The 26,449-nt window shown below is 72.3% G+C and carries 16 protein-coding genes; 9 read left to right on the forward strand and 7 right to left on the reverse strand.

The window, feature by feature from the left end:
* Window positions 1-65: 65 nt before the first annotated feature.
* Genes LQF12_RS11745 through mtrA form a run of 3 tightly spaced genes read right to left on the reverse strand, consistent with a single transcriptional unit; the run spans window position 66 to window position 4,200 of the window.
* Window positions 66-1,727, reverse strand: coding sequence for an LpqB family beta-propeller domain-containing protein (locus LQF12_RS11745; protein ID WP_231053119.1), 1,662 nt, complete (start codon window positions 1,725-1,727; stop codon window positions 66-68).
* Between the two features lie 32 nt (window positions 1,728-1,759).
* Window positions 1,760-3,520 (reverse strand): MtrAB system histidine kinase MtrB, encoded by a 1,761-nt coding sequence (mtrB, locus tag LQF12_RS11750; protein WP_231053120.1) that lies wholly within the window; start codon window positions 3,518-3,520, stop codon window positions 1,760-1,762.
* Window positions 3,517-4,200: an MtrAB system response regulator MtrA gene (gene mtrA / locus LQF12_RS11755; RefSeq protein ID WP_231053121.1), complete on the reverse strand. Its 684-nt coding sequence runs from the start codon at window positions 4,198-4,200 to the stop codon at window positions 3,517-3,519. Before mtrA ends, mtrB begins: the two co-directional genes overlap by 4 nt.
* 91 nt (window positions 4,201-4,291) lie before the next feature.
* Between mtrA and LQF12_RS11760 the strand changes: the two genes are divergently transcribed.
* The 6 genes from LQF12_RS11760 to LQF12_RS11785 all read left to right on the forward strand — a co-directional run bounded on the left by LQF12_RS11760 (window position 4,292) and on the right by LQF12_RS11785 (window position 10,755).
* Window positions 4,292-5,524, forward strand: a complete 1,233-nt coding sequence (locus LQF12_RS11760) for a DUF7847 domain-containing protein (protein ID WP_231053122.1) — start codon at window positions 4,292-4,294, stop codon at window positions 5,522-5,524.
* Window positions 5,525-5,527: 3 nt separating this feature from the next.
* Window positions 5,528-6,190, forward strand: coding sequence for a DUF4129 domain-containing protein (locus LQF12_RS11765; protein WP_231053123.1), 663 nt, complete (start codon window positions 5,528-5,530; stop codon window positions 6,188-6,190).
* On the forward strand, window positions 6,187-7,362 hold the full coding sequence (locus LQF12_RS11770; protein WP_231053124.1) for a DUF4350 domain-containing protein: 1,176 nt from the start codon (window positions 6,187-6,189) through the stop codon (window positions 7,360-7,362). The genes LQF12_RS11765 and LQF12_RS11770 overlap by 4 nt, the downstream gene beginning before the upstream one ends.
* Complete coding sequence (locus LQF12_RS11775; RefSeq protein ID WP_231053125.1) at window positions 7,359-8,630, forward strand: AAA family ATPase; 1,272 nt, start codon at window positions 7,359-7,361, stop codon at window positions 8,628-8,630. Before LQF12_RS11770 ends, LQF12_RS11775 begins: the two co-directional genes overlap by 4 nt.
* Window positions 8,630-9,922 (forward strand): DUF58 domain-containing protein, encoded by a 1,293-nt coding sequence (locus tag LQF12_RS11780; RefSeq protein WP_231053126.1) that lies wholly within the window; start codon window positions 8,630-8,632, stop codon window positions 9,920-9,922. Before LQF12_RS11775 ends, LQF12_RS11780 begins: the two co-directional genes overlap by 1 nt.
* Before the next feature lie 251 nt (window positions 9,923-10,173).
* Window positions 10,174-10,755 carry a TetR/AcrR family transcriptional regulator gene (locus tag LQF12_RS11785; protein WP_231053127.1) on the forward strand — a complete coding sequence of 194 codons (582 nt, stop codon included), beginning with the start codon at window positions 10,174-10,176 and terminating at the stop codon, window positions 10,753-10,755.
* Here the strand turns inward: LQF12_RS11785 and LQF12_RS16435 are convergent.
* Window positions 10,736-12,661 (reverse strand): sigma-70 family RNA polymerase sigma factor, encoded by a 1,926-nt coding sequence (locus tag LQF12_RS16435; protein ID WP_290370689.1) that lies wholly within the window; start codon window positions 12,659-12,661, stop codon window positions 10,736-10,738. The two genes, LQF12_RS11785 and LQF12_RS16435, sit on opposite strands and share 20 nt — an antisense overlap.
* Window positions 12,662-13,003: 342 nt before the next feature.
* Between LQF12_RS16435 and LQF12_RS11800 the strand changes: the two genes are divergently transcribed.
* On the forward strand, window positions 13,004-21,514 hold the full coding sequence (locus LQF12_RS11800; RefSeq protein ID WP_231053128.1) for an SdrD B-like domain-containing protein: 8,511 nt from the start codon (window positions 13,004-13,006) through the stop codon (window positions 21,512-21,514).
* 69 nt (window positions 21,515-21,583) lie between these two features.
* On the opposite strand, the gene LQF12_RS11805 is transcribed toward LQF12_RS11800, so the two are convergent.
* The 3 genes from LQF12_RS11805 to LQF12_RS11815 all read right to left on the reverse strand — a co-directional run bounded on the left by LQF12_RS11805 (window position 21,584) and on the right by LQF12_RS11815 (window position 24,080).
* Window positions 21,584-22,135, reverse strand: a complete 552-nt coding sequence (locus tag LQF12_RS11805; protein WP_231053129.1) for a TetR/AcrR family transcriptional regulator — start codon at window positions 22,133-22,135, stop codon at window positions 21,584-21,586.
* A gap of 242 nt (window positions 22,136-22,377) precedes the next feature.
* Complete coding sequence (locus LQF12_RS11810) at window positions 22,378-22,965, reverse strand: TetR family transcriptional regulator (RefSeq protein WP_231053130.1); 588 nt, start codon at window positions 22,963-22,965, stop codon at window positions 22,378-22,380.
* A gap of 119 nt (window positions 22,966-23,084) precedes the next feature.
* Window positions 23,085-24,080 (reverse strand): stage II sporulation protein M, encoded by a 996-nt coding sequence (locus LQF12_RS11815; RefSeq protein WP_231053131.1) that lies wholly within the window; start codon window positions 24,078-24,080, stop codon window positions 23,085-23,087.
* Window positions 24,081-24,099: 19 nt separating this feature from the next.
* Here LQF12_RS11815 and LQF12_RS11820 point away from each other — a divergent pair, with 19 nt between their 5' ends.
* A complete protein-coding gene (locus LQF12_RS11820) occupies window positions 24,100-25,152 on the forward strand; it encodes an RDD family protein (protein WP_231053132.1) in 1,053 nt (350 codons plus the stop codon).
* 197 nt (window positions 25,153-25,349) lie between these two features.
* Window positions 25,350-26,438 carry an acyltransferase family protein gene (locus LQF12_RS11825; RefSeq protein WP_231053133.1) on the forward strand — a complete coding sequence of 363 codons (1,089 nt, stop codon included), beginning with the start codon at window positions 25,350-25,352 and terminating at the stop codon, window positions 26,436-26,438.
* Window positions 26,439-26,449: the final 11 nt, after the last annotated feature.

A 26,449-nucleotide genomic window follows, 5' to 3' on the forward strand; every position in this document is an offset into this window, starting at 1 on the left:
CCGACGGCGCAGCCCGCCGGGGCGTGACCGGCGCCTGTGGACACGGGCACCACCGCCCGCCCCGGTCAGCCGGCGAAGGTGGGGTCCGAGGCTCCGGTGGCCAGCTGGGCCCACCCGTTCCCGGACCGGCCGTAGAGGAGGCCCTCCTCGGTGGTGAGGAAGAGGTCGCGCTCCCCGCTACCGGCCGCGATCGCCTCGGCGTCGGCCACGCTCGGCAGGCGCGTCACCGGGCCTCCGAGAGGTACCAGGTGCACGGTCTCGGTGCCCCGGGTGATGCCCAGCACCGCCACGGTGACCGGGTCGACCCACACCAGATCGGTGATCCCGTCGATGCCGCGAGAGGGTGCCAGGGAGTCGCCGAGCGACTCCGGGACGCCATCGGCCGTGCGCACCACGGAGAAGACCAGCAGCTGCGTGGCACCGTCCTGCTCGACCACCACCGCGAGGCGGGCACCGTCACGGCTCGCTCGCAGCGCGCGCACCTGCTGCCCCTCCAGCGCCGGCGCCGTCACGGTCGCCAGGCCGGTCCCGGGGCGCGCCACGACGAGCTCGCCCGGGTTCTCCTGTTCGCCGGTCCAGGCCCAGCCACGCGGGTCGTAGGAGGGCGCGAGCAGGTCGCTTCCCAGGTGCAGGCGCTCCGCTCCCCCGCCGGCGGTCGGCACCGTCACCAGAGCCGAACCGCCGGACAGTGCCACGGCCGGGCCGTCGTCGTAGGGCAGAGCGGGATCGCTCAGCTCGAGCCCACCCACGTCGGCCGCGTCCTCGAGGGGAACCAGCTCGGAACCGTTGAAGGTGGCCAGCACGTTGTCCTCGGTGAGCACGGTCGGGACGCGGCCGGCGGGCCGGTCCACGACCAGGTCGGTGCGCGGGCGGGCATCGAGCGTGACCCCGTCCACCGTCACCTCGGCCGACTGCACCTGCGGCAGCGCCGTCAGGGTCTGGCTGATCTGGGCCAGCAGCAGCTCGCGGTCGTCGGAGCCGGCCGAGCGGACCTCCGCCGTCAACGGCACGGTCGCCACACCTGCCGAGACGGTGACCGAGCCGATGGACAGCGCCGTCCCGGCCGGGATCGCCGAGACCACGGCGGGCCGCAGCCACTCCGAGGCCCCGGCGAGGAGGCTGCGCATCACGTAGGTGGCGGCATTGCGTTGCGGGAACCAGCGCACGTCCGGCACCAGCGCCGTCTGGTCGGAGGAGACGAAGTACAGCGGCGTCTGGGTGTACAGGGTGCTGAAGTTGACTTCCGAGATCAGGATGCCGTCCGGGAGGGCGCCGATGCGCCACTCGCCCTGGGAGGTCTGGTCGAGCTCGTAGGTCAGGGTGGTGGTGGCGCCGGGACTGGCCGGGGTGTAGACCCCGACGGCGTCCACGGTGGCCGCCACCGTGGCGGTCACCTCGACCACGCCCTCGCTCGGTTCGGCGAACCGCAACGGCGCCGACCCGTCGTAGATGAGGACCTGTTCGGCCGGCGCCCACGCGCCGGCCGCGGCGGAGGTGAGGTACTCGCGGGCCTGCACGTAGTCGTCGGAGCTGCCGGCCACCGACGCGGAGTGGAATCCGCGCACGATGCTCGCCGGGCCGTCGCCGGGGTTGGGGGCCTCGCCGGCGACGTAGCCCACGCCCTCGTCCAGGCCCGCCTCCACCCCTTCCTCCACCGGCCCGGAGGTCGGCACCCGGGAGCAGCCGGCCACGGCGAGCAGCGCGGCGCACACGAGCAGTGCGAGCACTTGACGTGCTCGGCGCGTTCTGGTGACGGCGGTCATCGTGATCCCTCCGGCGAACGGCCGGGGCGCTCACCGGTGTCCCAGGGGCCGAGGAGCTCACCGAAGGCGGGCGTCATCAGCGGTGGCAGCGCCGCGGGTCCGGCCGGGTCCGCCTCGGGCACGGGTGGCTCCCCGACACTGCGGGGGGCCAGCGCCAGCGGCGGGGTGCCGATCTCCAGCCCGGCACGCCGGGGCAGCAGCAGCCGGAACGCGGCACCGTCCCCCGGACGGCCCCAGGCGTCCAAGGTGCCCCCGTGCAGCCGAGCGTCCTCGAGGGCGATCGCCAGCCCCAGCCCCGTCCCCCCGAGCGTGCGGGTCCGAGCGGGGTCGGCACGCCAGAAGCGGTCGAAGACCCGCTCGGCCTCCGGCAGAGTCATCCCGATCCCGTGATCGCGGACGAGCACCGCCAGGGCTGTCTCGTGCATCGCGACCCGGACCTCGATGGGCTCGCCCTCGCCGTGCTCGACGGCGTTGACCAGCAGGTTGCGCAGGACGCGCTCGACGCGCCGGGTGTCCATGTCGGCCGTGCAGGGTTCGTCCGGGACGTGGACGATGATGCGCGAGCCCCGTTCGGCGGCCAGCGGTTCGGTGAGGCCCACGACGCGTTCGACCACACCGCGCAGGTCGGCCTCCTCCACCTCCAGCACCGCGGCGCCGGCGTCGAAGCGGGAGATCTCCAGCAGGTCCACCAGCAGGCTCTCGAACCGGTCCAGCTGGGTCTGCAGCAGCTCGGCCGAGCGCGCCTGCACCGGCGGCAGGTCGCCGCGGGCGCGGTAGAGCACCTCGGCGGCCATCCGGACCGTGGTCAGCGGGGTCCGCAGCTCGTGGGAGACATCGGAGACGAACCGCTGCTGCATGCGCGAGAGGGCAGCGAGGCGCTCGATCTGATCCTGCAGGCTGGTGGCCATCTCGTTGAAGGAACGCCCGAGCCGGGCGAGTTCGTCGTGGCCACGCACCTGCATGCGTTCGGTGAGGTTCCCGTCGGCCAGCAGCTCGGCCGTGCGGGCCGCCTGCTGCACCGGGTCCAGCACCCGCCGCGTGATGTACCAGGTCATCACCACCAGCAGCAGTGCCAGGGTGACCGCCCCGACGGCGAGCACCCGCTGCAGCAGGTCGAGCTGGGCCTGCTGGGCGGCCAAAGAGTAGACCATGAACAGCTGGTAGTTGCCGGCCACCGGGATCGTGACCGGTGAGCCGACCGCGATCGCCGGGACCTGCTGCTCGCCCTCACCCAGCCCCACCGACTGCCACTGCTGGAAGCTGGACTCGGCAATCGCCTCCTGCAGCTCGTCGTCGATGATGCTGCGCAGCGACTGGTCGGTGGCCGGCGGGAGGATGGCCGCGCCCGCGGACGAGCCCGGCGCAGGCAGCAGCAGCGCGCCCTCGCTGTCGACCGCGGTCGCCTGGATGGACTCGACCATGTCGTTGGCGAGCAGCTGGGCGTCCTGGGCGGTGCTCACGGTCGCGCCGTCGAAGCGCTGCTGCGCCTGTTCGGCCCGGTTGGCCGCGTCGGCGAGCACCTGGTCGCGGCGCTGCTCGAACAACCCATCGCGTACCTGATCCGAGAGCACGGTGGCGAGCAGGGCCAGGGCGATCGTGCCGACCACCACGGTGAAGAACGCCACCCGCAGGCGCAGCGAGCGACCCCAGGCCAGGCGCCAGAACCGGGAGTAGGCGAGCGCCCGGGACCCCCCGCGGTGCCACCAGCGCCTCAGCCTCGATCGCAGGGCGGACCTCGCCGGCGCGCCGCCGGTCACTGGACCGGGGTGCCTGCCCGGTAGCCGACGCCGCGCACGGTCACGACGACCTCCGGGTTCTCCGGGTCACGCTCGACCTTGGCGCGCAGCCGCTGCACGTGCACGTTGACCAGCCGGGTGTCGGCCTGGTGGCGGTAGCCCCACACCTGCTCGAGCAGCACCTCGCGGGAGAAGACCTGCCACGGCTTGCGCGCCAGCGCCACCAGCAGGTCGAACTCCAGCGGGGTGAGGGAGATGATCTCCTCGCCGCGGGTGACCCGGTGCCCGGGCACGTCGACCACGAGATCGCCGATCAGCAGTCGTTCGGAGCCCTCGGTGTCACGGCCCCGTAGCCGGGCCCGGACCCGGGCGACCAGCTCGGTGGGCTTGGCCGGCTTGGTCATGTAGTCGTCGGCGCCCGCCTCCAGGCCCTCCACGACGTCGGCGGTGTCCCCCCGCGCCGTCAGCATGATGATCGGGACGCCGGACTCGACACGGATGCGGCGGCAGATCTCGATGCCGTCCATCCCGGGCAGCATCAGGTCCAGCAGGATCAGGTCCGGCTGGAGGGAGTGGAACGCCTCCAGCGCTGCTGAGCCGTTCGAGCAGAACTCGGTCTCGAACCCCTCCGACTGCAGGACGATGCCGATCATCTCCGCGAGCGCGGCATCGTCGTCGACCACCAGGACGCGTGCGTTCATGTGCCTATGGTGACACCTCCCGCACGAGGATGTCCGAACCGGCGCACGTGCGAAGATGGCAGCAGGGATCCGAAGCAGTGGGAGGAACGCCATGTCGTATCCGGGATCGCCGCCGCCCGAGGGCAGCGGATGGGGCGCACCGGACGCCGGTGGAGGCTGGGGAGCGCCGCGCCCGGGTGGCTATCAGCACCCGGATCACCAGCAGCCCGGCCCGCAGCAACCGGGTCAGCCGAGCCCCCAGCAGCCGAGCCAGTACGGGCAGCCGGCCGGGCCCCCACCGCCCCAGGGCGGGCCCGCGGGGTACGGGCAGTACGGCCAGGGCGCACCGGGCGGGCAGCCCGGCCAGCCTGGGCAGACCGGGCACGGCGGCTACGGCGGATTCGACCCCCACAGCGGCTTCGCCCCCCAGCCCGGAGTCATCCCGCTGCGCCCCCTGACCCTCGGTGAGCTCTACGACGGCGCGATCCGCTCCATCCGCGCCAACCCGGCCGTGATGTTCGCGCTCTCGGCGGTGCTGGTCTCACTCTCGGTGGCCGTTGAAGGGATCGCCACCTGGGGGATCATGGAGGAGCTCAACACCCTCCTGGCCAACCCGGAGGACCCGGCGATGTTCGAGGGGGGCATGTCCAGCCTGTACGCCACCCTCCAGAGCGCGTTGCTGGGCGCCGGTATCTCGGCGGCGGTCTCGTTCCTGGTGACCACGATCCTGACGGGCCTGCTCATCCACTCGGTGAGCCAGTCGGTGATCGGGCGCAAGATGAGCCTCGGTGAGGTCTGGGCGAGCACCCGCGGCCAGATCCCCCGGCTGCTGGGCCTGAGCCTGGTGATCTCGCTGATGCTGATCGCAGTGCTGGCGATCATGATCGGGCTGATCCTGCTGGCCACCCTGAGCCAGGAGGTCGCCGTCGTCGGTGTGGTGGGGCTGCTCTCGGCCCTGTTGGCCCTGGTGGGCGTGATCGTGATTGTCACCTTCACGCTGCTGGCCACCCCGACCCTGGTGCTGGAGCGGGCTGGCATCCTGACGGCGCTGCGCCGCTCCTTCACGCTGACGCGGCGGGCGTTCTGGCGGATCCTGGGCATCTACCTGCTCACCCAGTTGCTCGTGTTCGTGATCGCCTCCGCGGTCAGCTATCCGATCGGCGCGGTCGGGGGCCTCTTCGGCAGTGTCACCGCGATCGGTGTGGCGAGCCTGATCGGCAGCGCGATCACCCTCACCGTGACGACGCCGTTCGTGGCGGCCGTGACGGCGCTGCTCTACATCGACATCCGCATCCGCACCGAGGCCCTCGACGTCGAGCTCGCGCGCGCCGCGCAGGACTCCTGAGGGATGAGCGCGACCATCGTCCGCGAGGTGCCGCTGACGCCCTCCGCCGACGAGGCGCGCCAGTGGGCCGAGGAGGAGCTGCGCAAGGGGGTCTACAGCACCGAGCCGACGCTGCTCGAGCGCGTGCTGGACTGGCTGCGCGAATTGTGGGACCGCATCAACAGCCTGGAGGGGACCCTCGGCCCGGTGCTGATCCCGGTGGTGGTGCTGGTCGCCGTCGGGGCGGTGGTGCTGGTGGCGATGCTGCTCGGGGGCCCGGTGCGGCGACGCCGGGCGGCCGCGGCCGGTGGCGCGAGCATCACCGTGCTCGACGATGACGACCGCACCGCGGCAGACCTGCGCGCCGCCGCCGAGGCCGCACACGCGGCCGGGCAACCAGGGCTGGCGGTGCTCGAGCGGTACCGCGCGATCGTGCGCTCGCTGGACGAGCGGGCCATCCTCACCGACCGTGCCGGCCGCACCGCCCACGAGGCCGCGACCGACGGCGGCGCCCGCCTACCCGAGGTGGCGGACCAGCTGCAGGAGGCCTCCCGCCTCTTCGACGCCGTCGCCTACGGCGAGGCGGCCGCCACCGGTGAGCAGTACCTGTGGGTGCGGTCCGTGGACGAGCAGGTCAGCCGGACCCGCCCGCAGCGCCGCCGGCAGCAGGCGGTGATGAGCGGATGAGCACCATCACCGCGCGCGGGCAGCGGCTGGCCGAACCTCGCAGCGCCGACTCCGGTCGCCGGTCCAACCGCCGCGGCCTGCTCATCGCAGCCTGCGCCGTGGTGGTGCTGCTCGCCGGCACGGTGGTGCTGGGCATCCTGGTCCCGCGCGAGAGCAGCGAACCCCTCGCACCGGCCAATCCCGAACCGGACGGGGCCCGCGCCGCAGCCCAGATCCTCTCCGAGCGCGGTGTCGAGGTCCAGGAGGTCACCACCACCCGCGCGGTGCTGGAGGCGGCCGGCCCGGGCAGCACCCTGCTGATCACCGACCCGCAGGACCTGCGCGAGTCCCAGTTGCGCGCACTACGGGAGGTGGGGGCCGACGTCGTGGTCACGAATCTCGGCTTCTCCCCGATCGAGGCGCTCACCGAGCAGGTCACGGTCTCCGGTGGCGGCGCGCAGGGCACCTACGCCGCCGAGTGCGGCGACGAGCACGCGAGCGCCGCCGAGGAGATCACCACCGCCGGGCCAGGGGTGCTGCCGACCGGGAACGTGGAGGGCTGCTTCCCCCTCGAGGGCGAGGAGGGCGCCTATGCGTTCGCCACCTGGCGCGAGGGCGAGCAGCGCTGGTCCGTCCTGCCCAACCCCTACCCGCTGACCAACGAAGGGCTCGCGCAGGCCGGCAACGCCGCCCTGACGCTGCGCCTGCTCGGCCAGCACGAGCACCTGACCTGGTACGTGCCCGACCCCGCCGACCCGTTCGGAACCTCCTCCGACGGCGCACCCACCCCGGTCATCCCGACGGCGGTGTGGTGGTTCTCCGGCCTGCTCGCCCTGACTCTGGTGCTCTGGCGCGGCCGGCACCTGGGCCGCGTGGTCGTCGAACCGCTGCCCGTGGTGGTCCGGGCCACCGAGACCATCCGCGGCCGCGGCCGGCTCTACCGCCGTGCCCGCGCCTTCGGGCACGCCGGTGCCGCGCTGCGCGCCGGGACAGTGCGCCGGCTGGCCCGGCGCACCGGCCTGGCCCGCACCGCCCAGCCCGGGGAGGTGGTGGACGCGCTCGCCCGGGCGAGCGGACGCCGTCCGGAGGAGATCGACTCCCTGCTCTACGGTCCGCCACCCACCGACGACGCCACTCTGCTCACCCTGACGCACGCCCTGGACACCTTGGAAGGCGAGGTTCACCGCTCATGACCGTTCCTCCGGCAGCACCCGGCTCCGACTCCCCCGACCACCGGCCAGCGCACGAGCAGCCGCAGGACGGGCCGCCTCCGTACGGACAGCCCGCGCAGGGCCGGCCTGACGACGCGCAGCCACAGGAGGGCACGCAGCCGCACGGCTACCAGCAGCCCCAGGGGTACGGCCGGCAGCAGGAGAACAGCCAGCCGCAGGAGTACAGCCAGCCGCAGGGGTACGGACAGCCGCAGTCGTATGCACCGCAGCAGGGCCAGCAGGGCTACGCGCCGGTGGAGCACGAGCGCCGCCGCGAACCCGAACCGGAGTCCGAGGAGCAGCGCCGCATCCGGTCGGCACTGGCGGACGTGCGTACGGAGGTGGCCAAGTCCGTCGTCGGGCAGGACGCCGCCGTCACGGGCCTGGTGATCGCCCTACTGTGCCGCGGGCACGTGCTGCTCGAGGGGGTGCCGGGCGTGGCCAAGACGCTGCTGACCCGCACCCTCGGGGCCACGCTCGAGCTGGAGATGAAGCGCGTCCAGTTCACCCCCGACCTCATGCCCGGTGACGTGACCGGCTCGCTGGTCTACGACGCCCGCACGGCCGAGTTCTCCTTCCGGGAGGGGCCGGTGTTCACGAACCTGATGCTCGCCGACGAGATCAACCGCACCCCGCCGAAGACCCAGGCCTCGCTGCTGGAGGCGATGGAGGAGCGGCAGGTCAGCGTCGACGGTGACCCGCGCCCGCTGCCGGATCCGTTCATGGTGATCGCCACCCAGAACCCGGTCGAGTACGAGGGCACCTACCCGCTGCCCGAGGCGCAGCTGGACCGGTTCCTGCTCAAGCTGCTGCTGCCGCTGCCCGAGCGCACCGACGAGATCGAGGTGCTGAACCGGCACGCGCACAAGTTCGACCCGCGCGACCTCGCCGGCGCCGGCGTAGGCAAGGTGGCCGGCCCCGCCGACCTCGAGGCGGCGCGGGCCGATGTGGCGAACGTGGAGGTGGGGCCGCAGGTGCTGGCCTACATCGTCGATGTCTGCCGGGCGACCAGGACCTCCCCCTCGCTCTCGCTCGGGGTCTCCCCGCGCGGGGCGACGGCGTTGCTCGCCACCGCGCGGGCGTGGGCGTGGATGTCGGGGCGCCGCTACGTCACCCCCGACGACGTCAAGGCGCTCGCGCACCCGACCCTGCGCCACCGGGTGCAGCTGCGCGCGGAGGCCGAGCTCGAGGGCATCACCGCCGAGTCCGTGCTGGACGGCATCCTCGGGTCGGTCCCGGTTCCCCGCTGATGGCGATCACCGGTCGGACCGTCCTGCTGGTCCTGCTCGGCGCGGTGCCGGTGCTGCTGGCGCCCCAGGTCACCACGGTGGCCGTGTGGGCCGGCGCCGTCGCGCTGCTGGTTGCTCTCGATGTGCTGCTCGCCGCCGCGATCGGTCCGCTCGAGGTGGAACGCAGCACGGCCGGAGCGGTGCGCCGTGGTGAGCAGGTCGAATCGGTGCTCACGCTGACGAACCTCGGGCGGCGGACCGCTCGCGGGCTGGTGCGCGACGCGTGGCAACCCAGCGCCGGTGCGACCGGCAACCGGCACCGGCTGCGGATCCCGCCCGAGGACGGTCAGCGGGTACGGACCCCGCTGCGCCCGACCCGGCGCGGCGACGTCCGCGCCGACCGGGTGACGATCCGCACGTACGGACCGCTCGGTCTGGCAGCCCGGCAGGCCTCCCGGGACGTGCCCGGCATCGTGCGGGTGCTGCCCGAGTTCTCCTCGCGTCGTCACCTGCCCTCCCGTCTCGCCCGGCTGCGCGAGATGGACGGCCGGACGGCGGTCAACGTGCGGGGGCAGGGCACCGAGTTCGACTCGCTGCGGGAGTACGTGGTCGGCGACGACGTGCGCGCCATCGACTGGCGCGCGACGGCGCGGCGCTCGGAGGTGGTGGTGCGCACCTGGCGCCCGGAGCGGGACCGCCGAGTGCTGATCGTGCTGGACTCCTCCCGGCTGTCCGCCGCCCGGCTCGGGGATGCTCCCCGGATCGACGCCTCGATCGAGGCGGCGCTGCTGCTGACGGCGCTCGCGACCAAGGCCGGGGACCGGGTGGACCTGCTGGCCATCGACTCCAGCGTGCAGGCGCGGGTGCGCGGCACGCACGGGCCGGCCGTGATGGCTGCCCTGGCCGATGCGCTCTCGCAGGTGACGCCGTCGTTGGTGGAGCCCGACTGGGCGCGGATCACGCAGGAGGTGCGCGACACCCTCTCCCAGCGGGCGCTGGTGGTGCTGCTGACCGGCCTGGAGGCCGGGGCCACCGAGACCGGGATGCTGCCGGCCGTGGCGACCATCGCGCGCGACCACCAGGTGATCCTCGGCTCGGCGACCGACCCGGCCGCCGAGGAGCTGCGCCGCGGCCGGGAGACCTCGGCCGACCTCTTCGACGCCGCCGCCGCCGAGCGTAGCGACCTCGAGCGCGAGGCCCTCGCGGCCCGGATGCAGCGCGGGGGCAGCGAGATCGTCGAGCGGGTGCCCGAGGCGCTGCCGCCGGCGGTCGCCGACACCTATCTGGCGCTGAAGGCGGCCGGCCGGCTCTGAGGCCGGGCGCGCTGGGGACGGGCTCGGGCGCTGGCGTGCGGGCCGGTTCCGTCGCGCGCCGACACAGGTTCCCCGCCCCGACCCGACCTCAGGGCACAGACCCCACCTGCATCCCGCCTCCGTGCCCGGAAGGTGGGTCCGCGCGACTGTGCAGAGGCCCGGGCGCGCAGGGAGCCGGTGGTGGCAGGACCCGCCCCGGCCGGAACGTAGTATCACCGGGCGCAATGAGTTCCCGCGAAGCAGGAGGATGAGTGGCAGGCGAACGGACCGACAGTGCAGGCGGCGCGCGCCTCGCACTCATCGAGACCGGGATCCGGAGTTTCGGCCGGTCCGGATTCGGCGTGGGGCTGCGCGAGGTCGCGCTCGAGGCGGGACTGACGGCGGGTTCGATCACGTATTTCTTCGGGGGGAAGAAAGGGCTGGTCGCCGCCTGCGACGAGCACGTCATGGCCGAGGTGCGGGCACAGCTGCCCGCGATCCTCAGCTCTCGGAAGAAGACCGCACGGCTGCGCGGTGACGCGCAACGGCACCTCGCCAATCTCGAGTACCTGATGCGGGCGTTGCGGGAGTCCCCGGCGGTGCTGGCCGAGATGGAGGAGCTGCTGACCGGCGTCGCCTGCCGCCAGCTCGAGCACGCCTCGACGACGCCTCCGGATCGTGTCGAACTACAGGCGAGAGCGGCGGAGGTGGTCCGGCGATCACTCGGCATCGCCATGCTCGACCATGCGCTCGAGCCACCCCGCACGGCCGCTGACCTCGCCGCCTTCGTCACGAGCAGCCGGGACCTCTCCCAGCAACTCGCCAGTGAACTCGCTACGGATTCACCACCGTGAACGTGACCGAGTACCAGGCTCCCTCGCGGTCGGACTGGAGGTCCACATAGCGCACGGACATCGTGGCCGGCCCTGGCACGTGCGGGCTGCTGACGAAGGTCATCGGGGACCCGGAGGCCTCGTGCACGAAGGATGAGACCTGGTCGTCACGGCGGAACTGCATCCCCCAGCCGACATCGCCGACGGCGGTGACCAGCACGTCATCGAGGTCGCCGTTGCCATTGACGTCACTGGTCTCGAGCGGCACCTGCTGACCGTCGGCGATGTTCGTGATCTGCGGCGCCAGCAGATCGATCGGTGCACTCGTGCCCAGCGCGGAGACCTCGCCGTCGACGATCTGACGTGCTGAGAAGGTCACGCCCTCGGCCACGTCGATGCTCGGCGGCAGCACACTCCAGCTACCGGCGTCGTCGACCTGCGTGGTCGCGATGACCTCTCCCGCGGCCGAGAGGATCTCGACGGCGGCCCCGGGCTCGCCGCTGCCCGCGAGCGTGGGCATCACGCGCGAGACGGTCTCCTGGAACGGGTCGAAGGTGGGCGGGGACGGGGGCTCCGGGTCCTCGGTCGGGTCCTCGGTCGGGTCCTCAGTGGGGTCCTCGGTCGGGTCCTCAGTGGGGTCCTCGGTCGGGTCCTCGGTGGGGTCCTCGGTCGGGTCCTCGGTGGGGTCGTCGGTCGAGTTCTCAGTCGGGTCCGGGGCAGGCACGTCCGGCGCAGGCAGCACCGGCGGCGCAGGCAACTCCATCGCGGGAGGCAGGTCCAGTCCGGGGCTGGGTGCCGGTGCCGGAGCGCGTCCCGGGGCAGGTGCTGGGGCGGGTGCGGTCGAGTCCGGCGGCGGCCCTTCGCCGTCGTCCGGCTCGGCGTCCGGCTCGTCGTCCGAGTCGTCGTCCGGCTCGTCCTGGCCGTCAGGCGCCGACGGCGGTGCCGGAGCCGGTGCGGGAGGCGGCGCCGGAGCCGTGGCAGCAGGCGGCGCCGGCTCCGAGGCCTCGCCGAGCCCGCCCCCGAGCAGGGCGACAGCCGGGATCGCCACGATCACCACGGCCACCGCTGCGGCACCCGCGATCTGGCCGCGCGGCCTGGTCGCCAGCCAGGAGCCCGCGGCCAGATGTCCCACCTGAGGGACGGCACCCGCGAGGAGAAGCAGCATGCCGGCCTCGTGCAGGCGCGAGGACGCGTGGGACAGATCGAGCAGCACCGCCTGACAGTGCGTGCAGTCCTCGACGTGATCCTCGATGCCGCGGGCGCGGCGGTCGCTGACCTTGCCGCGCTGCCACCCGGCCAGACGAGCCACGAAGGGACGGCATTGCGCCGGAGCGCCGGTGCTGTTGAGGTGGGCACCGAGCCATTCGGTGCGCAGGCGCTCGCGGGCGCGATACGCGAGGGCCGAGGTGCTACCCGCGCTCAGCCCCAGATCAGCGCCGACCTCGCGCAGCGAACGCCCCTCGACGTCCACCAGCCAGAGCACCTGCCGCCAGCGCTCGGGCAGGGTCCGGAAGGCCGTCGTGAGCAGCATCCGATCGAGCACCGCCCCCTCGGACCCGGGGGCCGCCTGATCGGACAGGGTCTCGACCTCGAGCGCAGCCGTCTGACCATCCGGCCGGAGGCGGGCGGCCGCCCGCCTGACCGAGGTGGTGATGTAGGCGCGGACGTGCTCCTGCGGCCCGCCCCCCGAGCGCACGGCCTGCAGGACCTGCAGGAAACCCAGCTGGACGGCGTCCTCCGCATCCGTGGAGCTCGTCACGCGCCGGGCCGCCGCGAGCGCCGCCGGGCGGTGACGGCGGTAGATCTCCTCGAAGGCGCCGACGTCGCCGCCGCGGACCCGATCCAGCGCGGCCGAGTCGTCGGCGCTCATGCCGACGTCTGCGTCCTCAATCATCGCCGGCACCGGCTCCGCGGGTGCGTAGGGCATTCACCTGCCCAACATAACCCGGCCGCCGATCACCGCATTGATGATCCCGCCCCGGCGTCACGATTTCGTCAATAGCGCCACGCCCGGCGATCATGACGCGAGAGTGCGATATGTCACAGTCCGATCCCGCGAACTTCACGATCGTTCAGGAATGTCGTCTGACTTTTCCGGCCGTGCCGCCGCGCATTTCCCGAACAGGTACACGGCCGTTCAATTGCGGCTTTCCCCGGATATCCCGTCCGGCCCCACTCACGCTTTCCGAGAGCCCCTAGCCTCGAATTTGCCAGCCAGCCGCGCGGTCGCGGATGGGCACGCGTCGACGGAAAGTTCTCTCACACGATCATGCTGCACTCTGCCCTGCGCCTCCCGCTCGCCGCGGTTGCGACACTCTCCTTGGTCCTGACGCTGCTGGTGGCGCCCTTCGGCCTCGCCCCCGCTCAGGCCGACGGCACACCCGATATCCAGGTCTCGCAGAACACGCCCACCGAAGCCCTCTACGGCGGGCCCGTCCCGGTCACGCTCACCGCGTCCAACGACACCGAGACCGACGCATACAACGTCAGCGTCGTGGACGTCATCCCGGCGGGCGTGAGCATCGGCAACGCCTCCCCGGCGCCTACGCGCACCGTCGAGCGCGAGGACGGCAGCACAGTCGTCATCTGGAGCAACATCTCGGACCTGCTGGCCGGCACCGACGTCACCCTCACCTACGAGCTGGTGCCCGCCGCGGAGTCCTTCGTGATCGGTGACACGCTGACCAACGACGCGACCGTGCTGGCGCACTCCGACGCACGTGCCCTGCCCGCCTTCGACGCCGCCGGCAACCCGGTCGAAGGCAGCTTCACCTCCTTCGCCGGCACCTCCGCCGCCTCCGAACTCGTCCCGTTCCGGATCACCAAGTCCGAGCCCAGCCCCGAGGCCGAGCTGCTGCGCGGCGTGCACGACCAGCAGACCGTCTACACCCTCACCGTCGACAACAACCTCCTCCACGCCAGCGAGCACTTCACCGTGGTCGACTATCTGCCCGCGGGGCTGGAGTTCCTCGGCTGCGGCGAGGTCGACAGCTCCACCGCCGAGACCGAGGAGTACACCGGTTCCGGCCGGCTCGACACGATCACCGCCCCGGCCATGGAGTTCCCGTGCCCGGCCCCGAGCAACGTGCAGACCGTCACCACCGACCCCGACGGCCCGGGCCCGCTCGAGGCCGGCGTCTACACCCGCGTCACCTGGGACGCGGCGAGCCTGGCCGAGGCCCTCGGCTCGGCCTCCCTCGGCGCGGCCGGGTCCTTTTCCTTCCAGTACGTCGCCGCAGTCCCGCTTCGCGAGAACGTCCTGGCCGAGCTCGACGAACCGACCGCCAACCTGGACAACAACACCGGCGACCTGACCACCGACGAACAGGAACTGCGTAACGGCGCCTCCGCGCAGGGCACCACCCTGGGCACCACGGCCGAGGCTTGGGACGACCACGTCGTCACCGCCGAGGACGTGGCGATCGTGAAGTCCGTGGACACCGGCGGCGACGTCGAGCAGGGCTCGACCTCCACCTGGACCCTCGACATCCGCTCCAGCGAGTACGCGCAGGAGACCGGGACCATCACAGTCACCGACACCCTGCCCGCCGCACTAGACCTCACCGGGGCGACCCCCGGCGTCGCCTCCCAGGCCGAGCAGCCCGACGGCACGGTGCTGCTCACGTGGGAGCTGCCCGGGTTCACCGAGCCGAACAGCGACACCCGGATCACCTACACCACCGAGACCCGCCAGAACTACCGCGGCAGCGAGGCTCCGGTGGCAGCCAATGACAGCTGGACCAACACGGTCGACCTGGCCACCGACGCCACGATCATCACCGACAACGACGCGAGCACCGAGGTGCTCGGCATCGTCGATGACTCCGCCGCCGGGCAGAACACCCGCGGCCCCGCACTCAGCAAGGCCGTGGCCGACCGGACCGCCGCGATCGGCGACTGCACCGACGCCGCACTCACCTTCTCCGAGGACCAGGCCGACGGCCAGTTCCGTGCGGGTGACCGGGTGTGCTGGCGGGTCACCGTCGACTACCCCACAAACCTGGACACCCTCTCGCCGCTGGTGCGCGACTTCCTCCCGGAGGGCTTCACGTTCGAGGGCTGGGAGGTCACGGATGCGAACACCCTCTCCACCGACGGGATCGACTTCACCGAGGACGGCTCGGTCCTGACCTGGGACCTCGAGGACGTCGCCTCCACCGGCGAGACGTTCGAGGTGGTCGTCTCGACCATCGTCACCGACCCGAACGCCGCCAGCTCGGCCGACATCGTGGAGAACCTGGCCAAGCTCAGCTACCGCAACAGCGACGGCCGTGCCTTCCAGGACCGCGACATGGCGGACGTGGAGTACCTCGCGCCCACCGTCACCCTCGACAAGTCGGTCGACGTCGAGATCGTGCAGGGCGGTGACGTCGCCACCTACACGGTCGCCGTCAGCAACAGCGACGACCTGGACGCGACCAACGCCTCCGTGCGCGACCTCCTGCCCCCGGGCATCACCTGCGCGGAGGTCACCGACCCCGGGGCGACCACCTGCAGCGATGACGGCGAGACCGCGCAGCTGCAGTGGGACGGCCTCGACCTGCCCGCGGGCGAGACGCTCGAGCTCACCTACCAGGTGGCCTTCCCCGACACCTACGCCCCCGGCACGGCCCTGGACAACCACGCCGGCGTCCGCCAGTTCGAGACCGGAACCAACACCGGCGAGCCGTTCGTGCACGTCCCGGCCGAGAACATCGACCCCGAGCTCACGCCCAACACCACCCCGGCCGACGACCCGGCCACGGTGACCGTGACCGGCGCCGAGACCCTCAAGTCCCAGACCACCGGCCTGGACGAGGAGGGCAACGCCGGCGCCGACGAGGCCACCATCGGCGAGACGATCGACTACACCGTCACCGCCACCGTGCCCGAGGGCACGACCGTCGAGGGCGCCCAGCTGGTCGACACCCTCCCTGCGGGTGTGCGCCTCGAGGGCGGATCGGTCGCCACCCTCAACGGTGAGCCCCTGCCGGACGGCTTCGGCACCGTGGTCGACAGCACCGGGGCGGACGGCACCGTGGTGACCGTGACCTTCCCGGCCACCTACACCAACGCCGAGGGCAGCGGCGAGGACGTCCTCGAGCTGACCTTCACCGTCACCGTCCTCGACGACGCCGCGCTCACCGCCGGCGACGCCCTGACCAACACCGCTCAGCTCACCTGGGACGGCGGTGGGACCTCCCCGGCCGAGGTGACCACCACGATCGTCGAGCCCGACCTCGCAGTCGCCAAGAGCAACGACGTCCCCGACGGCTTCGTCGAGCCCGGGCAGCTCGTCGGCTACACCGTCGAGGTGACCAACGACGGCGCAGCCTCCACCGCGTACGAGGTCGCCGTGACCGACGTGGTGCCCCAGGACGTCACCCCCGTCGACGCCGAGGGCGAGGCGATCACCAGTGGCACCGCCACGCTGCCCGGGGGCGGGGAGTGGAACGCCTCCACCCGCACCATCACCTGGCAGCTGGCCTCGCTCGCCCCCGGCGACTCCGAGACCTACACCTACGACGCGCGCATCTCCGACCCGCTCACCAGCGGCTCCGAGCTGACCAACGCCGTCACGGTCACCGGCACCTCGATGCCCGGGACCACCGCCGACGAGCGGACCCCCGAGGCCGGTGTGCCCGGCTACCAGGACTCCGCCTCCTCCACCCTGGAGGGCCCGGTGGTCACCGTCGCCAAGGCGGTCGACCCGGCCGAGGCCACCGTCGGTGAGAACCTCACCTACACCCTGGACGTGTCCGTGCCGGCGCTGACCCGCGCCTTCGACACGGTCGTGCTCGACGAGCTGCCCTCGGGCGTCACCTTCGACGAGCTCGTCAGCGTGACCTGCGCCGACTGCGAACCGGCCATCGACGCCGATCTCATCGGCACCGACGGGCAGACCGTCGGCTTCTCCCTCGGCGACATCGCACCGGCCCAGACCGACCGCACCCTCACCCTCGTCTACACCGGGTACGTGGACTCGGCGGCCGGCGCCGGGGACACGGTGACCAACACCGCGGCCGCGTACTACAACAGCACCGACGAGGTCACCGGCCCGCCCGCTGAGGTTCCCTCCCCCGAGGACTTCGACTCCTCCACCCCGCCCGGCGAGGCGAGCGTGGACATCGAGGAGCCGGCGCTGAGCCTGGACAAGGACGTGAGCGGTCAGGTCGGCGACTCCGACCAGCGCCGCGCCACCCCGGGCGAGACCCTCACCTACACCGTGGACATCACCAACACCGGCGGTTCGGACGCCTTCGACCTGACCGTCGAGGACAGCCCGGACGAGCGACTGCTCGACCTGGCCGACGAGACCGACCTCAGCCAGGCCGGCGGCGTCACCGTCACCGACGGTGACCACACCGACGGCTCCCTGGCCTGGCAGGTCGCCGGGCCACTGGCCCCCGGGGAGACGCTCACCCTCACCTACTCCCTCACCATCCCGGCCGACTGGGACGAGTCCCAGGAGGTCGATGGTCCCGAGCTGACCAACACCGCCGTCGTGACCTCGGCCTACGGGCTGGACGAGGACACCCGCACCGACAACCCCGGGCGGGAGTACCCGGTGTACGAATCCGAGGAGGACGTCGTCGAGGTCGAGCTGGACCTCGCCTCGATCGGCGACACCCTCTGGTACGACGTGAACGGTGACGGCGTCATCGACGACGGTGAGCCCCGCCTCGGCGGCGTCGACGTGACGATCACCTACCTCGGCGCGGACGGGGTCCCCGGGGGCGGTGACGATGAGACGATCACCGTGACCACGAACGAGAACGGTGAGTACCTGGCCGAGCACCTGCCCGGCGGTGAGTACATCGTCTCGGTCGATACCGAGTCCGAGACCCTCCTCGAGCAGGGCCTGGCCCCGACCTACGACCTCGACGACGGCACGGACGGTGCCGACGCCGTCTGGCAGGGCTCCCTCGGCGAGGCCGAGGCCAAGCGGGACGTCGACTTCGGCTTCCGCGGCTCGGCCGGTATCGGCGACACGGTCTGGTTCGACCAGAACCGCGACGGCGTGAAGGACGCCGGCGAGGCCGGCATCCCCGGCGCCGCGGTCACGGTGACCTGGGCCGGCCCCGACGGCGACCTGTCCACCACCGAGGACAACGTCACCTACACCACCACCACCGACGAGTCCGGCACCTACCGCGTCGGGGCCCTCCCGGCCGGCGAGTTCAGCGTCGAGGTGGACCTACCGGACGGGTACGACAGCTACGTCCAGGTCAGCGGACCCGGCGGTGAGGACGACGCACTCGACTCCTCCTCCCAGGTCACCCTGACCACCGGCGAGGAGAACGAGGACCAGGACTTCGGCTACGCCGGCACCGGCTCCCTCGGTGACACCGTCTGGCTGGACCAGGACGGCGACGGCACCCAGAACGGTGACGAGCCGGGGATCGCCGGCGTCACCGTCGAGGCCGTGCTCACCGGCCCCGGCGGCGAGGAGACGACGCTCACCACCGTGACCGACGAGAACGGCGGGTACCTCTTCGAGAACCTGCCGGCCGGCGACTTCACCGTCACCGTCACCGGGCCGCTGCCCGGCGCCGTGGAGAACACGGGCTACCCCGACGGCGGCGGCGACTCCACCTCCGCCGGCACCCTGGCCGACGGCGAGGACAACCTCGCGCAGGACTTCGGCTACTACGCCGAGGGTCTGCTGGGTGACCGCGTCTGGTGGGACATCGACGCCGACGGCGTCCAGGACGACGACGAGCCGGGCCTGTCCGGTGTCACCGTCACCGCCACCGGCCCGAACGGCCTGTCGTTCACCACGACCACCGGCGAGGACGGGGAGTACCTCTTCGAGAACCTCCCCGACGGTGAGTGGACCGTGACCGTGACCGACGGCGTGGCCGAGGGCTTCGCGCCCACCTTCGACGCCGACTCCGGGACCGAGAACCCGGACGAGACCTCGACCGTGGAGCTGATCGGCTCCGACCTGGAGCAGGACTTCGGCTACACCGGCACCGCCGCCCTCGGCGACACCGTCTGGTTCGACCGCGACGGCGACGGCAACCAGAGCGACGGCGAGCCCGGCCTGCCCGGTGTGGGCATCACCCTCACCTGGGCCGGACCGGACGGTGAGCTGGGCACCGATGACGACCTGGTGCGCACCACCACCACCGATGCCGAGGGCCGGTACGGCTTCGAGAGCCTGCCCGCCGGCGAGTTCACGGTCTCGGTGGACCCGCAGACCCTCCCCGAGGGGATGCGCGCCACGTTCGACCGGGACGACGAGGCCGATGGCACCACCGACGTCTCGCTCGAGACCGGGCAGACGCTGGACGACGTCGACTTCGGCTACCGGGGCGCGTCCGCCATCGGCGACACCGTCTGGCTGGACCAGGACCGCGACGGTGAGCTCGGCCCGGACGAGCAGGGCCTGTCCGGCGTGGACGTCACCGTCACCTGGGCCGGACCGGACGGCCGGTTCGGCACCGGCGACGAGGAGACCTTCTCGACGACGACCGACGCCGACGGGCGCTACCTGGTGGACCACCTGCCCGCCGGTGAGTACCGCGTGGACGTCGACACCGACACCCTCGCCCCCGGCCTGGCCGCCACCTACGACGAGGACGGCGGGCTGGACTCCTCCAGCGAGCTCACCCTCGGGGCGGACGAGGTGCACGACAGCGCCGACTTCGGCTACGCCGGCGAGGGCGTGGTGGGCGACACCGTCTACCTCGACCTCGACGGTGACGGCAGCCAGGGCGGGTCCGAGCCGGGTGTGCCCGGCCAGCCGGTCGAACTCGTCTGGGCCGGCCCCGACGGCGAACCCGGTACGGAGGACGACCTCACCTTCACCACGGTGACCGACGAGGAGGGCCGGTACTCCTTCGAGGGGCTGCCCGACGGCCGGTACCAGGTGTCCGTGCCCGGCGGCATCAGCGAGGCCGCCGAGAACACGGCCGATCCCGACGGCGGAGCTGACTCGGTCGCCGAGCTCACCCTGGGTGAGCAGGAGGGCCGCGAGCGTCTTGACCAGGACTTCGGCTACCAGGGCCTGAACACCCTCGGTGACCGCATCTGGTGGGACGACAACGGCGACGGCGTCCAGGACGAGGGCGAGCCGGGCCTGCCCGGCGTCAGCACCGCCGTCACCTGGTTCGGTCCGGACGGCGAGCCGGGCACCAGCGATGACGTCCTGATCCCCTCCCCGCTCACCGACGCCGAGGGCCAGTACCTGGTCACCGGTCTGCCGGACGGCAGCTACTCGGTCGAGGTGACCGGCGGCGTGCCCGAGGGCCTGCAGATCAGCCACGACGCCGACGGTGGTGAGGATGGCCCGGACGGCATCTCCATCACCACCCTGCAGTCCGAGGAAGGCGTGGGCGTCGAGGACCTGGAGCAGGACTTCGGCTACACCGGCACCGGCGTGATCGGTGACACCGTGTGGCTGGACCTGGACGGCAACGGCGTGCGCGACGAGGGTGAGCCCGGCCTGACCGGGACCACGGTCACGCTGACCTGGGCCGGCCCCAACGGTGACGCCTCCACCACCGAGGACAACCGCACCTGGACCACGCAGGTCGACGCCGAGGGCCACTACTCCTTCGACGGCCTGCCGGCGGGCGAGTTCGGGATCGAGCTCACCGATCTGCCGGCGGGGCTGACCCCGACGGCGGACCCGGACGGCGGGGCGGACTCCTCCTCCGCCCTCACCCTGACCACGGGTGAGGAGAACCTCGACCAGGACTTCGGCTACACCGGCGATGCCAGCGTGGGTGACACGATCTGGCTGGACGTCAACGGCAACGACCAGCAGGACGCCGGTGAGCCCGGTGTTCCCGGGGTCACGGTGACCGTGGCCTCCCCCGGCTCCGACGGCGTGCCCGGCACGGCGGATGACCTGATCATCACCACGGTCACCGATGCCGAGGGTCGTTACCTGGTGGAGAACCTGCCCCCGGGGACCACGATCGTCTCCTACGACGCCGGTGACCTGCCCGAGGGCACCACGCCCTCCTGGGACTCCGACGGCGAGGACCCCACCACCACCACACAGCCGCTGGCCACCGGTGAGGACATCCGCACGGTCGACTTCGCGATCGTCGGCACCGCCACGGTCGAGGGCCTGGTGTGGGAGGACACCGACGGCGACGGCACTCAGAACGGCGACGAGCCGGGGATCGGTGACGTGACCGTCGTCGTGACCTGGCACGGGCCGGACGGGCCGGTCGAGCTCGAGGTGGCCACGGACTCCGACGGTCGCTGGGAGCTGCCGAACGTGCCCAGCGGTGAGTGGAGCGCCGTCGTGGATCCGGGGACCGTACCCGGCGGACTGGTGCCGAGCACGCCGGGCGAGGACTCCGTGACCGTGCCGCCGAACGGCTCAGGCTTCCTGGAGCACGGCTTCGTGCCGACCGGCAGCATCGGCGACCTCGTCTGGCACGACAAGGACGGCGACGGCGAGCGCGATGAGGGTGAGCCGGGCCTGAACGGGGTCACGGTGATCCTCACCGACGCCGAGGGCAACGAGATCGCCAGGACGGTCACCGACGAGAACGGGCACTACCTGTTCGAGGACGTGCCGCCGGGTGACTACACGGTCGAGCTCGACCGCTCGAGCCTGCCGGAGGGCTACGGCCCGACCAACGGGACGCTGAGCATCGACGTCACGGTCGGGCCCGGCGAGGACGTGCTCACGGCGGACTTCCCGCTGGCGCCCGGGTACGACCTGCCCAGCACCGGCGTGAACCCGCTCGGGATCGCGGTCGCAGCACTGCTGCTCCTCGGGCTCGGTGGCTGGCTGGTGACGCGCCGACGCGCTGGTGAGACCGCCGGCGCCTGAGTCACCGATGCGAACGGGCCCGGATCCTCGGCGATCCGGGCCCGTTCGCTTTCGGGTTGCTGTGGTTGCTCAGGCGGCGCAGGGGTGAGCGCTCAGCAGCGGGACGAACTCCTGCTCCCAGGCGGCCCGGACGAAAGCGTGCGCCTCGTCCTTGGTGCGTGGCCGCTTCGCGGTGAAGTCCAGCAGCGTGGCACCGAGCGCGTGGCGAACGATCTGCCGCGCGCGGGAGACGTCCTCGGGTGAGCCGGTGCCGATCAGGTACAGCACATGGGCGCTCAGCCGGGTGACGATCTGGTGGGCCAGCGGCGTGCCCAGAGCCAGGCTCCGGAAGGTGTAGTCCACGAACGGTGCCACCAGCACCGGGTCGTCGCGGTCCATCGCCGCCAGGCGGTCCGGGTGGAAGTGGCGCGGCACGGCCTCGTCGATCACCGTGTAGACCAGCCGGTCGCACTGCTCACGCAGGCCGGCCTTGCCCCCGAAGTGGTACTGCACGAGTCCGACCGCCACACCGGCGCGGGCGGCGATGGTGCGGATGCTTGCCTCGAAGCCGTCGCTACCGAAGGTCTCAACGGCGACGGCCAGGAGGTGCTCCCTGGTCGGGGTGCGGGAGGTCGGGGTCACGGAACTCGCTCGCGTCCTCGTGCCGTGGCACGGTCGGGGTCAGGATGTTCACTCAGACTACCCGCCGTTTACTAGAAATCTAAACTACCTTCGGCCCGCGCCCGGCACGCCTCTCTCCCCGGCCGGATCCGCTGACCGCACCGACATGCATGCGTGGAGTGCGGGGCCATGCCGCCGCAGACCGGCGCAGCCGTGTCTCTCCGGTCAGCGCGGGCGCGGCGGGGTGGCCCGGTCCACAGCGCTCATCGGAGCTCGGGTCTGCCCAGCACGCCGGCCCCGAGGATCAGCGGCAGGAACTCCTTCTCCCAGGCGCGGCGGACGAAGGCGACGGCCTCCTCCGGGCTCTGCGGGCGGGCGATCGCGTAGTCGAGGAGCGTCGCGCCCAGGCCGAACCGGACGGTCTCCCGCGCGTGCTGCAGCACCTGTGGGCCACCCTCGGGGCTCACCCCGGTCAGGCCCTGGACGTGCGCCGCCAGCCGCATGACGACCTGCGGGGCGAGCGGGCCGCCCTCCCCCAGGCTGCGCATCAGGTAGTGGAGGATGTGCCCCAGCAGCGGCAGATCGTCCGGTTCGAGCGCGACGAGGCCGGCGCGGTGGAAGTGGGTGGGCAGGGCGACATCGAGGGCGGCATAGACCTGCCGGTCGCAGGCGGAGCGCAGACCCTCCTTGCCGCCGAAGTGGTACTGCACGAGTCCGACCGCGGAACCGGCCCGGGCGGCGATCGCCCGGATGCCCGCGTCGAATCCCTCGCGGCCGAACAGCTCGATGCCGGCGTCGATCACTCGCTGCTTGGCCGGGGTGGCAGAGCGGGGGTAGGTCACAGTGGGCATTCCGTCTCTCGTCCTCGTGCCGGGGCACGGCGGTCAGGGCACGCCCGTGGGGGAAACGGGCGACTACCTGAAGAGACCTTGTTGAACGCTCGACTATGACGCGGAAATCGGAACTTTTCTCAGTCCGCCATCGCGACGGTGTCCTCGGCGTGCTCGGACCGGACGTCCCCGGTCTCACCGTCGCGCACCGCACGGCGGCCCAGCGCGATCGTGTAGATCCAGTAGCCGGCCAGGACCAGGGCGCCGATCGTGATCTTGACGCCGGTGGGCAGGGCCGAGGGGGTCACGAAACCCTCGACCAGCCCGCTCACGCCGAGCACCACCACCAGGCCGATGGCGACGGTGAAGACCGACCGGCCCTCCTCGGCGAGGGCCCGGCTGCGCGTGCGAGGACCGGCGAAGGCCCAGGCGAAGAACAATCGCAGGCCGGCCCCGGCGGCGATGAAGATGGCCGAGAGCTCCATCAGCCCGTGCGGGAGGATGAGCGCGAAGAACACGTCCAGGTACCCGTGCTCGGCCATCACCGCCCCGGCCATGCCGATCCCGACGGCGTTCTGGACCAGCACGTAGACCGGGAAGACCCCGGTGATCCCCCCGGCGATGCACTGGGCGGCGATCCAGGCGTTGTTGGTCCAGACCTGGGCGGCGAAGTCGGGAGCGGGATAGTTGGAGTAGTAGGCGGCGAAGGCCTCCTCCGCATACTGCTCGCGCTCGCTCGGCGTGCCCATCTGGGCGAGCAGCCCGGGATCGGCGCTCGCGCGCAGACCGGCGATCAGTGCGACCGCGCAGAAGAACACCATCGCGGCGATCGTCAGCCATCGCGCCCGGTAGAAGGCGGCCGGCAGGGAGATCACGACGAACCGGGTGATGTCGCTCCAGGCCGGTTCGTGCGCCCCGGCGACGACCCCGCGGGCCCGCGCCAGGAGGCCGCTGAGCCGGGCGATGATCTCGGGATCGGGTGCGCTCGTGCGGACCTGGGAGAGGTGGGTGGCGGTGAGCCGGTAGAGGTGGACCAGCTCGTCCGCCTCCGCACCGGTACGGCGCCGGGCGCGGGTGAGGCGGTCCAGCCGGTCCCACCGCGCGGCGTTGACCGCGACGAACGCATCCAGATCCATACCGGCTAATCTGCCATAGATGAACTCTTCAGCGACGCCACCGGCGAGCCGGGCCGGCGGGGCGAACCCGTACGCCACCTCCGCCACGCGCGATGCCGGGCCGGGCCAGCCGGGCGAGCCAGCCGCGGCGGATCGGGCTGGTCCGGCTGGCTCCGGTGGCTCAGGTGGCTCAGGCGGTGCAGGGCGCTCAGGCGGTGCCGGGCGCGCGAGCAGTGCGGGCGGAACGACGGCTCCCTCGGACCCGTTCCGCCCGGTCGGGCTGCCGACCGACCTGATCGTCACGGGCGAGGCGGTGGCGCTGGAAGCACGGCCGGCGATGCTGCTCAGCCGAGTCGGGTCCGGGCTGATCGACGTGGCCGTCCAGGGCCTGGGCGGGGCGCTGGTCCTCATCATCGGCCTCTCGCTGGCCTCCAACACGGCCCAGGCCAACACCGCCATGATCCTCGCGCTGGTCACCGCGATCGTCCTCATCCCCACCACCGTGGAGACCATCACCCGGGGCCTGTCGGCCGGCAAGGTCGCCACCGGCGTGCGGATCGTGCGCGAGGACGGCGGGCCGGTGCGTTTCCGGCAGGCGTTCGTCCGGGCCCTGGCCGGGGCGATCGAGATCTGGGTGAGCTTCGGCTCGCTGGCGATCATCACCTCGCTGGTGAATGCCCGCGGCAAGCGCCTCGGCGATCTGCTGGCGGGCACCTACGCCGTGCGCAGCAGGTCCGGAACCGGGGTGCGCGCACCGCTGCTGATGCCGCCGGATCTGGCTGCCTGGGCCGAGCGCGCCGACATCCGCCGGCTACCGGCCGCGCCGGCCCTGCACGCGCGGATCTTCCTCTCCCGCACCAGCTCGATGCGACCGGAACCGCGCCAGCAGGCGGCGCAGGCGCTCGCGGCGGCGATCGAGCCCTACGTCGCTCCCCCGCCCCCCTGGGGCACGCACCCGGAGCGGTTCCTGGCCGCTGTGCTCGTGGCCCGCCGGGACCGGGAGTACGCCGCCGCCACGCGCCGCCAAGCCACCGAGCACGAGGAAGCCGAGCGGATGCGCCACCTCCCCTACGGCATCGCCGACTGGTCCTGACGGGGCCGGTCCAGCTCGTCCAGCAGTTCCAGCAGTTCCAGCAATTCCGGCAGGTCCCACCCCGCACCGACTACCCCAGCCCCCGCCGCGCCCCCGCTGACCGGAACGACACGGCTGCGTCAGTCTGCGGCACCATGGTCCCGCACCCCACGCATGCGTGTCGGTGCGGTCAGCCAGACCCGGGCAGGGAGGAGCCGATGATGTCGGAGCAGGCCGGCACCTCCTCTCGACTGCCCTGGATCGACATCGCCAAGGCGGCCGCCATCGTGCTCGTGGTCCACTACCACGTCAGCGTCGCCGGTGCCCCTCAGCTGCTACCGGACTCGACCAGTGCGGTGGTGGCCTGGTGGCGCGATCTGAGCCTGGCGATGATTCCGCTGCGGATGCCGCTGTTCTTCCTGACCGCGGGGCTGCTCGCCGGCGGCGCGATCCAGCGCCCCTGGTCGGCGCTGTGGCGGCCGCGGATCGGCAACCTGCTCTGGCCGTTCCTGCTGTGGAGCGTGCTGTTCGCCGTCCTCTGCGCCCCGCGGTACGACCCCGAGGAGCCGGTCCGCTACATGCGGCGGAGCCTGGAGGCGATCCCGTTCGGCGGCACCGCCTACTGGTTCCTCTCGGTCCTGGTGGTCTACTTCGTCATCGCCCGGCTGCTACGACGATTCCCTCACCTCCTGCTGCTGGGCGCCGTGGCGGCCGTGGGACTGGCTCCCCTGGTGGGCTCGTTCCTGACCGACGCCCTGGGCGCCCCGGACGCGCTTGCCACGAACGCCTCCCGGGCCGCCTCGTTCGCAGTGTGGTACTTCCTCGGGTGCTTCGCCCGGCCGGTGGTCACGCAGATCGCCACCCGCGCCACGTGGGCCGGCGCGGCCACGGCGACGGCCCTGTACGTGGTGATCGCCTGGGCGCTCTACTTCGCCGGGATGGCCGCGAGCATCACCGACCTGCTGAATCTCGCGCTGAACGTGCTCGGCCTCGTCGCCGCCCTCCAGCTCGCCGTCCTGGCCTCCCGTGCCGGCCCGGCCCGGCGCCTGGGCCACTATCTGGCCGGGCGCACGCTGGCGATCTACGTACTGCACCCGATCCTGCTCAGCGGGGTCATCGTGGCGGTCCGCCGCGGCGACGGCACGGCCGTGCTGCCCCTGACGAGTCCGATCCTGAACGTGCTGCTGTTCCCGCTCCTCACGGTCGCACTCGTGGCCGCCTCCACCGCCCTCTACGACCTCGCCCGGCGGGTCGGTGCGCCGTGGTTGTTCGCACTACCCGGGGGCCGCACGCGCGAGCCGCGCTGACCCGATCGACA

This window comes from Ruania suaedae (assembly GCF_021049265.1).
In the GTDB taxonomy this organism is placed as follows: domain Bacteria; phylum Actinomycetota; class Actinomycetes; order Actinomycetales; family Beutenbergiaceae; genus Ruania; species Ruania suaedae.

Excerpts from the sequence above, each read along its gene's own strand:
- mtrA (WP_231053121.1), bottom strand. The coding sequence starts at position 4,200 with ATGAACGCACGCGTCCTGGTGGTCGACGACGATGCCGCGCTCGCGGAG.
- LQF12_RS11760 (WP_231053122.1), top strand. The coding sequence starts at position 4,292 with ATGTCGTATCCGGGATCGCCGCCGCCCGAGGGCAGCGGATGGGGCGCA.
- LQF12_RS11765 (WP_231053123.1), top strand. The coding sequence starts at position 5,528 with ATGAGCGCGACCATCGTCCGCGAGGTGCCGCTGACGCCCTCCGCCGAC.
- LQF12_RS11770 (WP_231053124.1), top strand. The coding sequence starts at position 6,187 with ATGAGCACCATCACCGCGCGCGGGCAGCGGCTGGCCGAACCTCGCAGC.
- LQF12_RS11775 (WP_231053125.1), top strand. The coding sequence starts at position 7,359 with ATGACCGTTCCTCCGGCAGCACCCGGCTCCGACTCCCCCGACCACCGG.
- LQF12_RS11780 (WP_231053126.1), top strand. The coding sequence starts at position 8,630 with ATGGCGATCACCGGTCGGACCGTCCTGCTGGTCCTGCTCGGCGCGGTG.
- LQF12_RS16435 (WP_290370689.1), bottom strand. The coding sequence starts at position 12,661 with ATGCCCTACGCACCCGCGGAGCCGGTGCCGGCGATGATTGAGGACGCA.
- LQF12_RS11800 (WP_231053128.1), top strand. The coding sequence starts at position 13,004 with ATGCTGCACTCTGCCCTGCGCCTCCCGCTCGCCGCGGTTGCGACACTC.
- LQF12_RS11810 (WP_231053130.1), bottom strand. The coding sequence starts at position 22,965 with ATGCCCACTGTGACCTACCCCCGCTCTGCCACCCCGGCCAAGCAGCGA.
- LQF12_RS11815 (WP_231053131.1), bottom strand. The coding sequence starts at position 24,080 with ATGGATCTGGATGCGTTCGTCGCGGTCAACGCCGCGCGGTGGGACCGG.
- LQF12_RS11820 (WP_231053132.1), top strand. The coding sequence starts at position 24,100 with ATGAACTCTTCAGCGACGCCACCGGCGAGCCGGGCCGGCGGGGCGAAC.
- LQF12_RS11825 (WP_231053133.1), top strand. The coding sequence starts at position 25,350 with ATGATGTCGGAGCAGGCCGGCACCTCCTCTCGACTGCCCTGGATCGAC.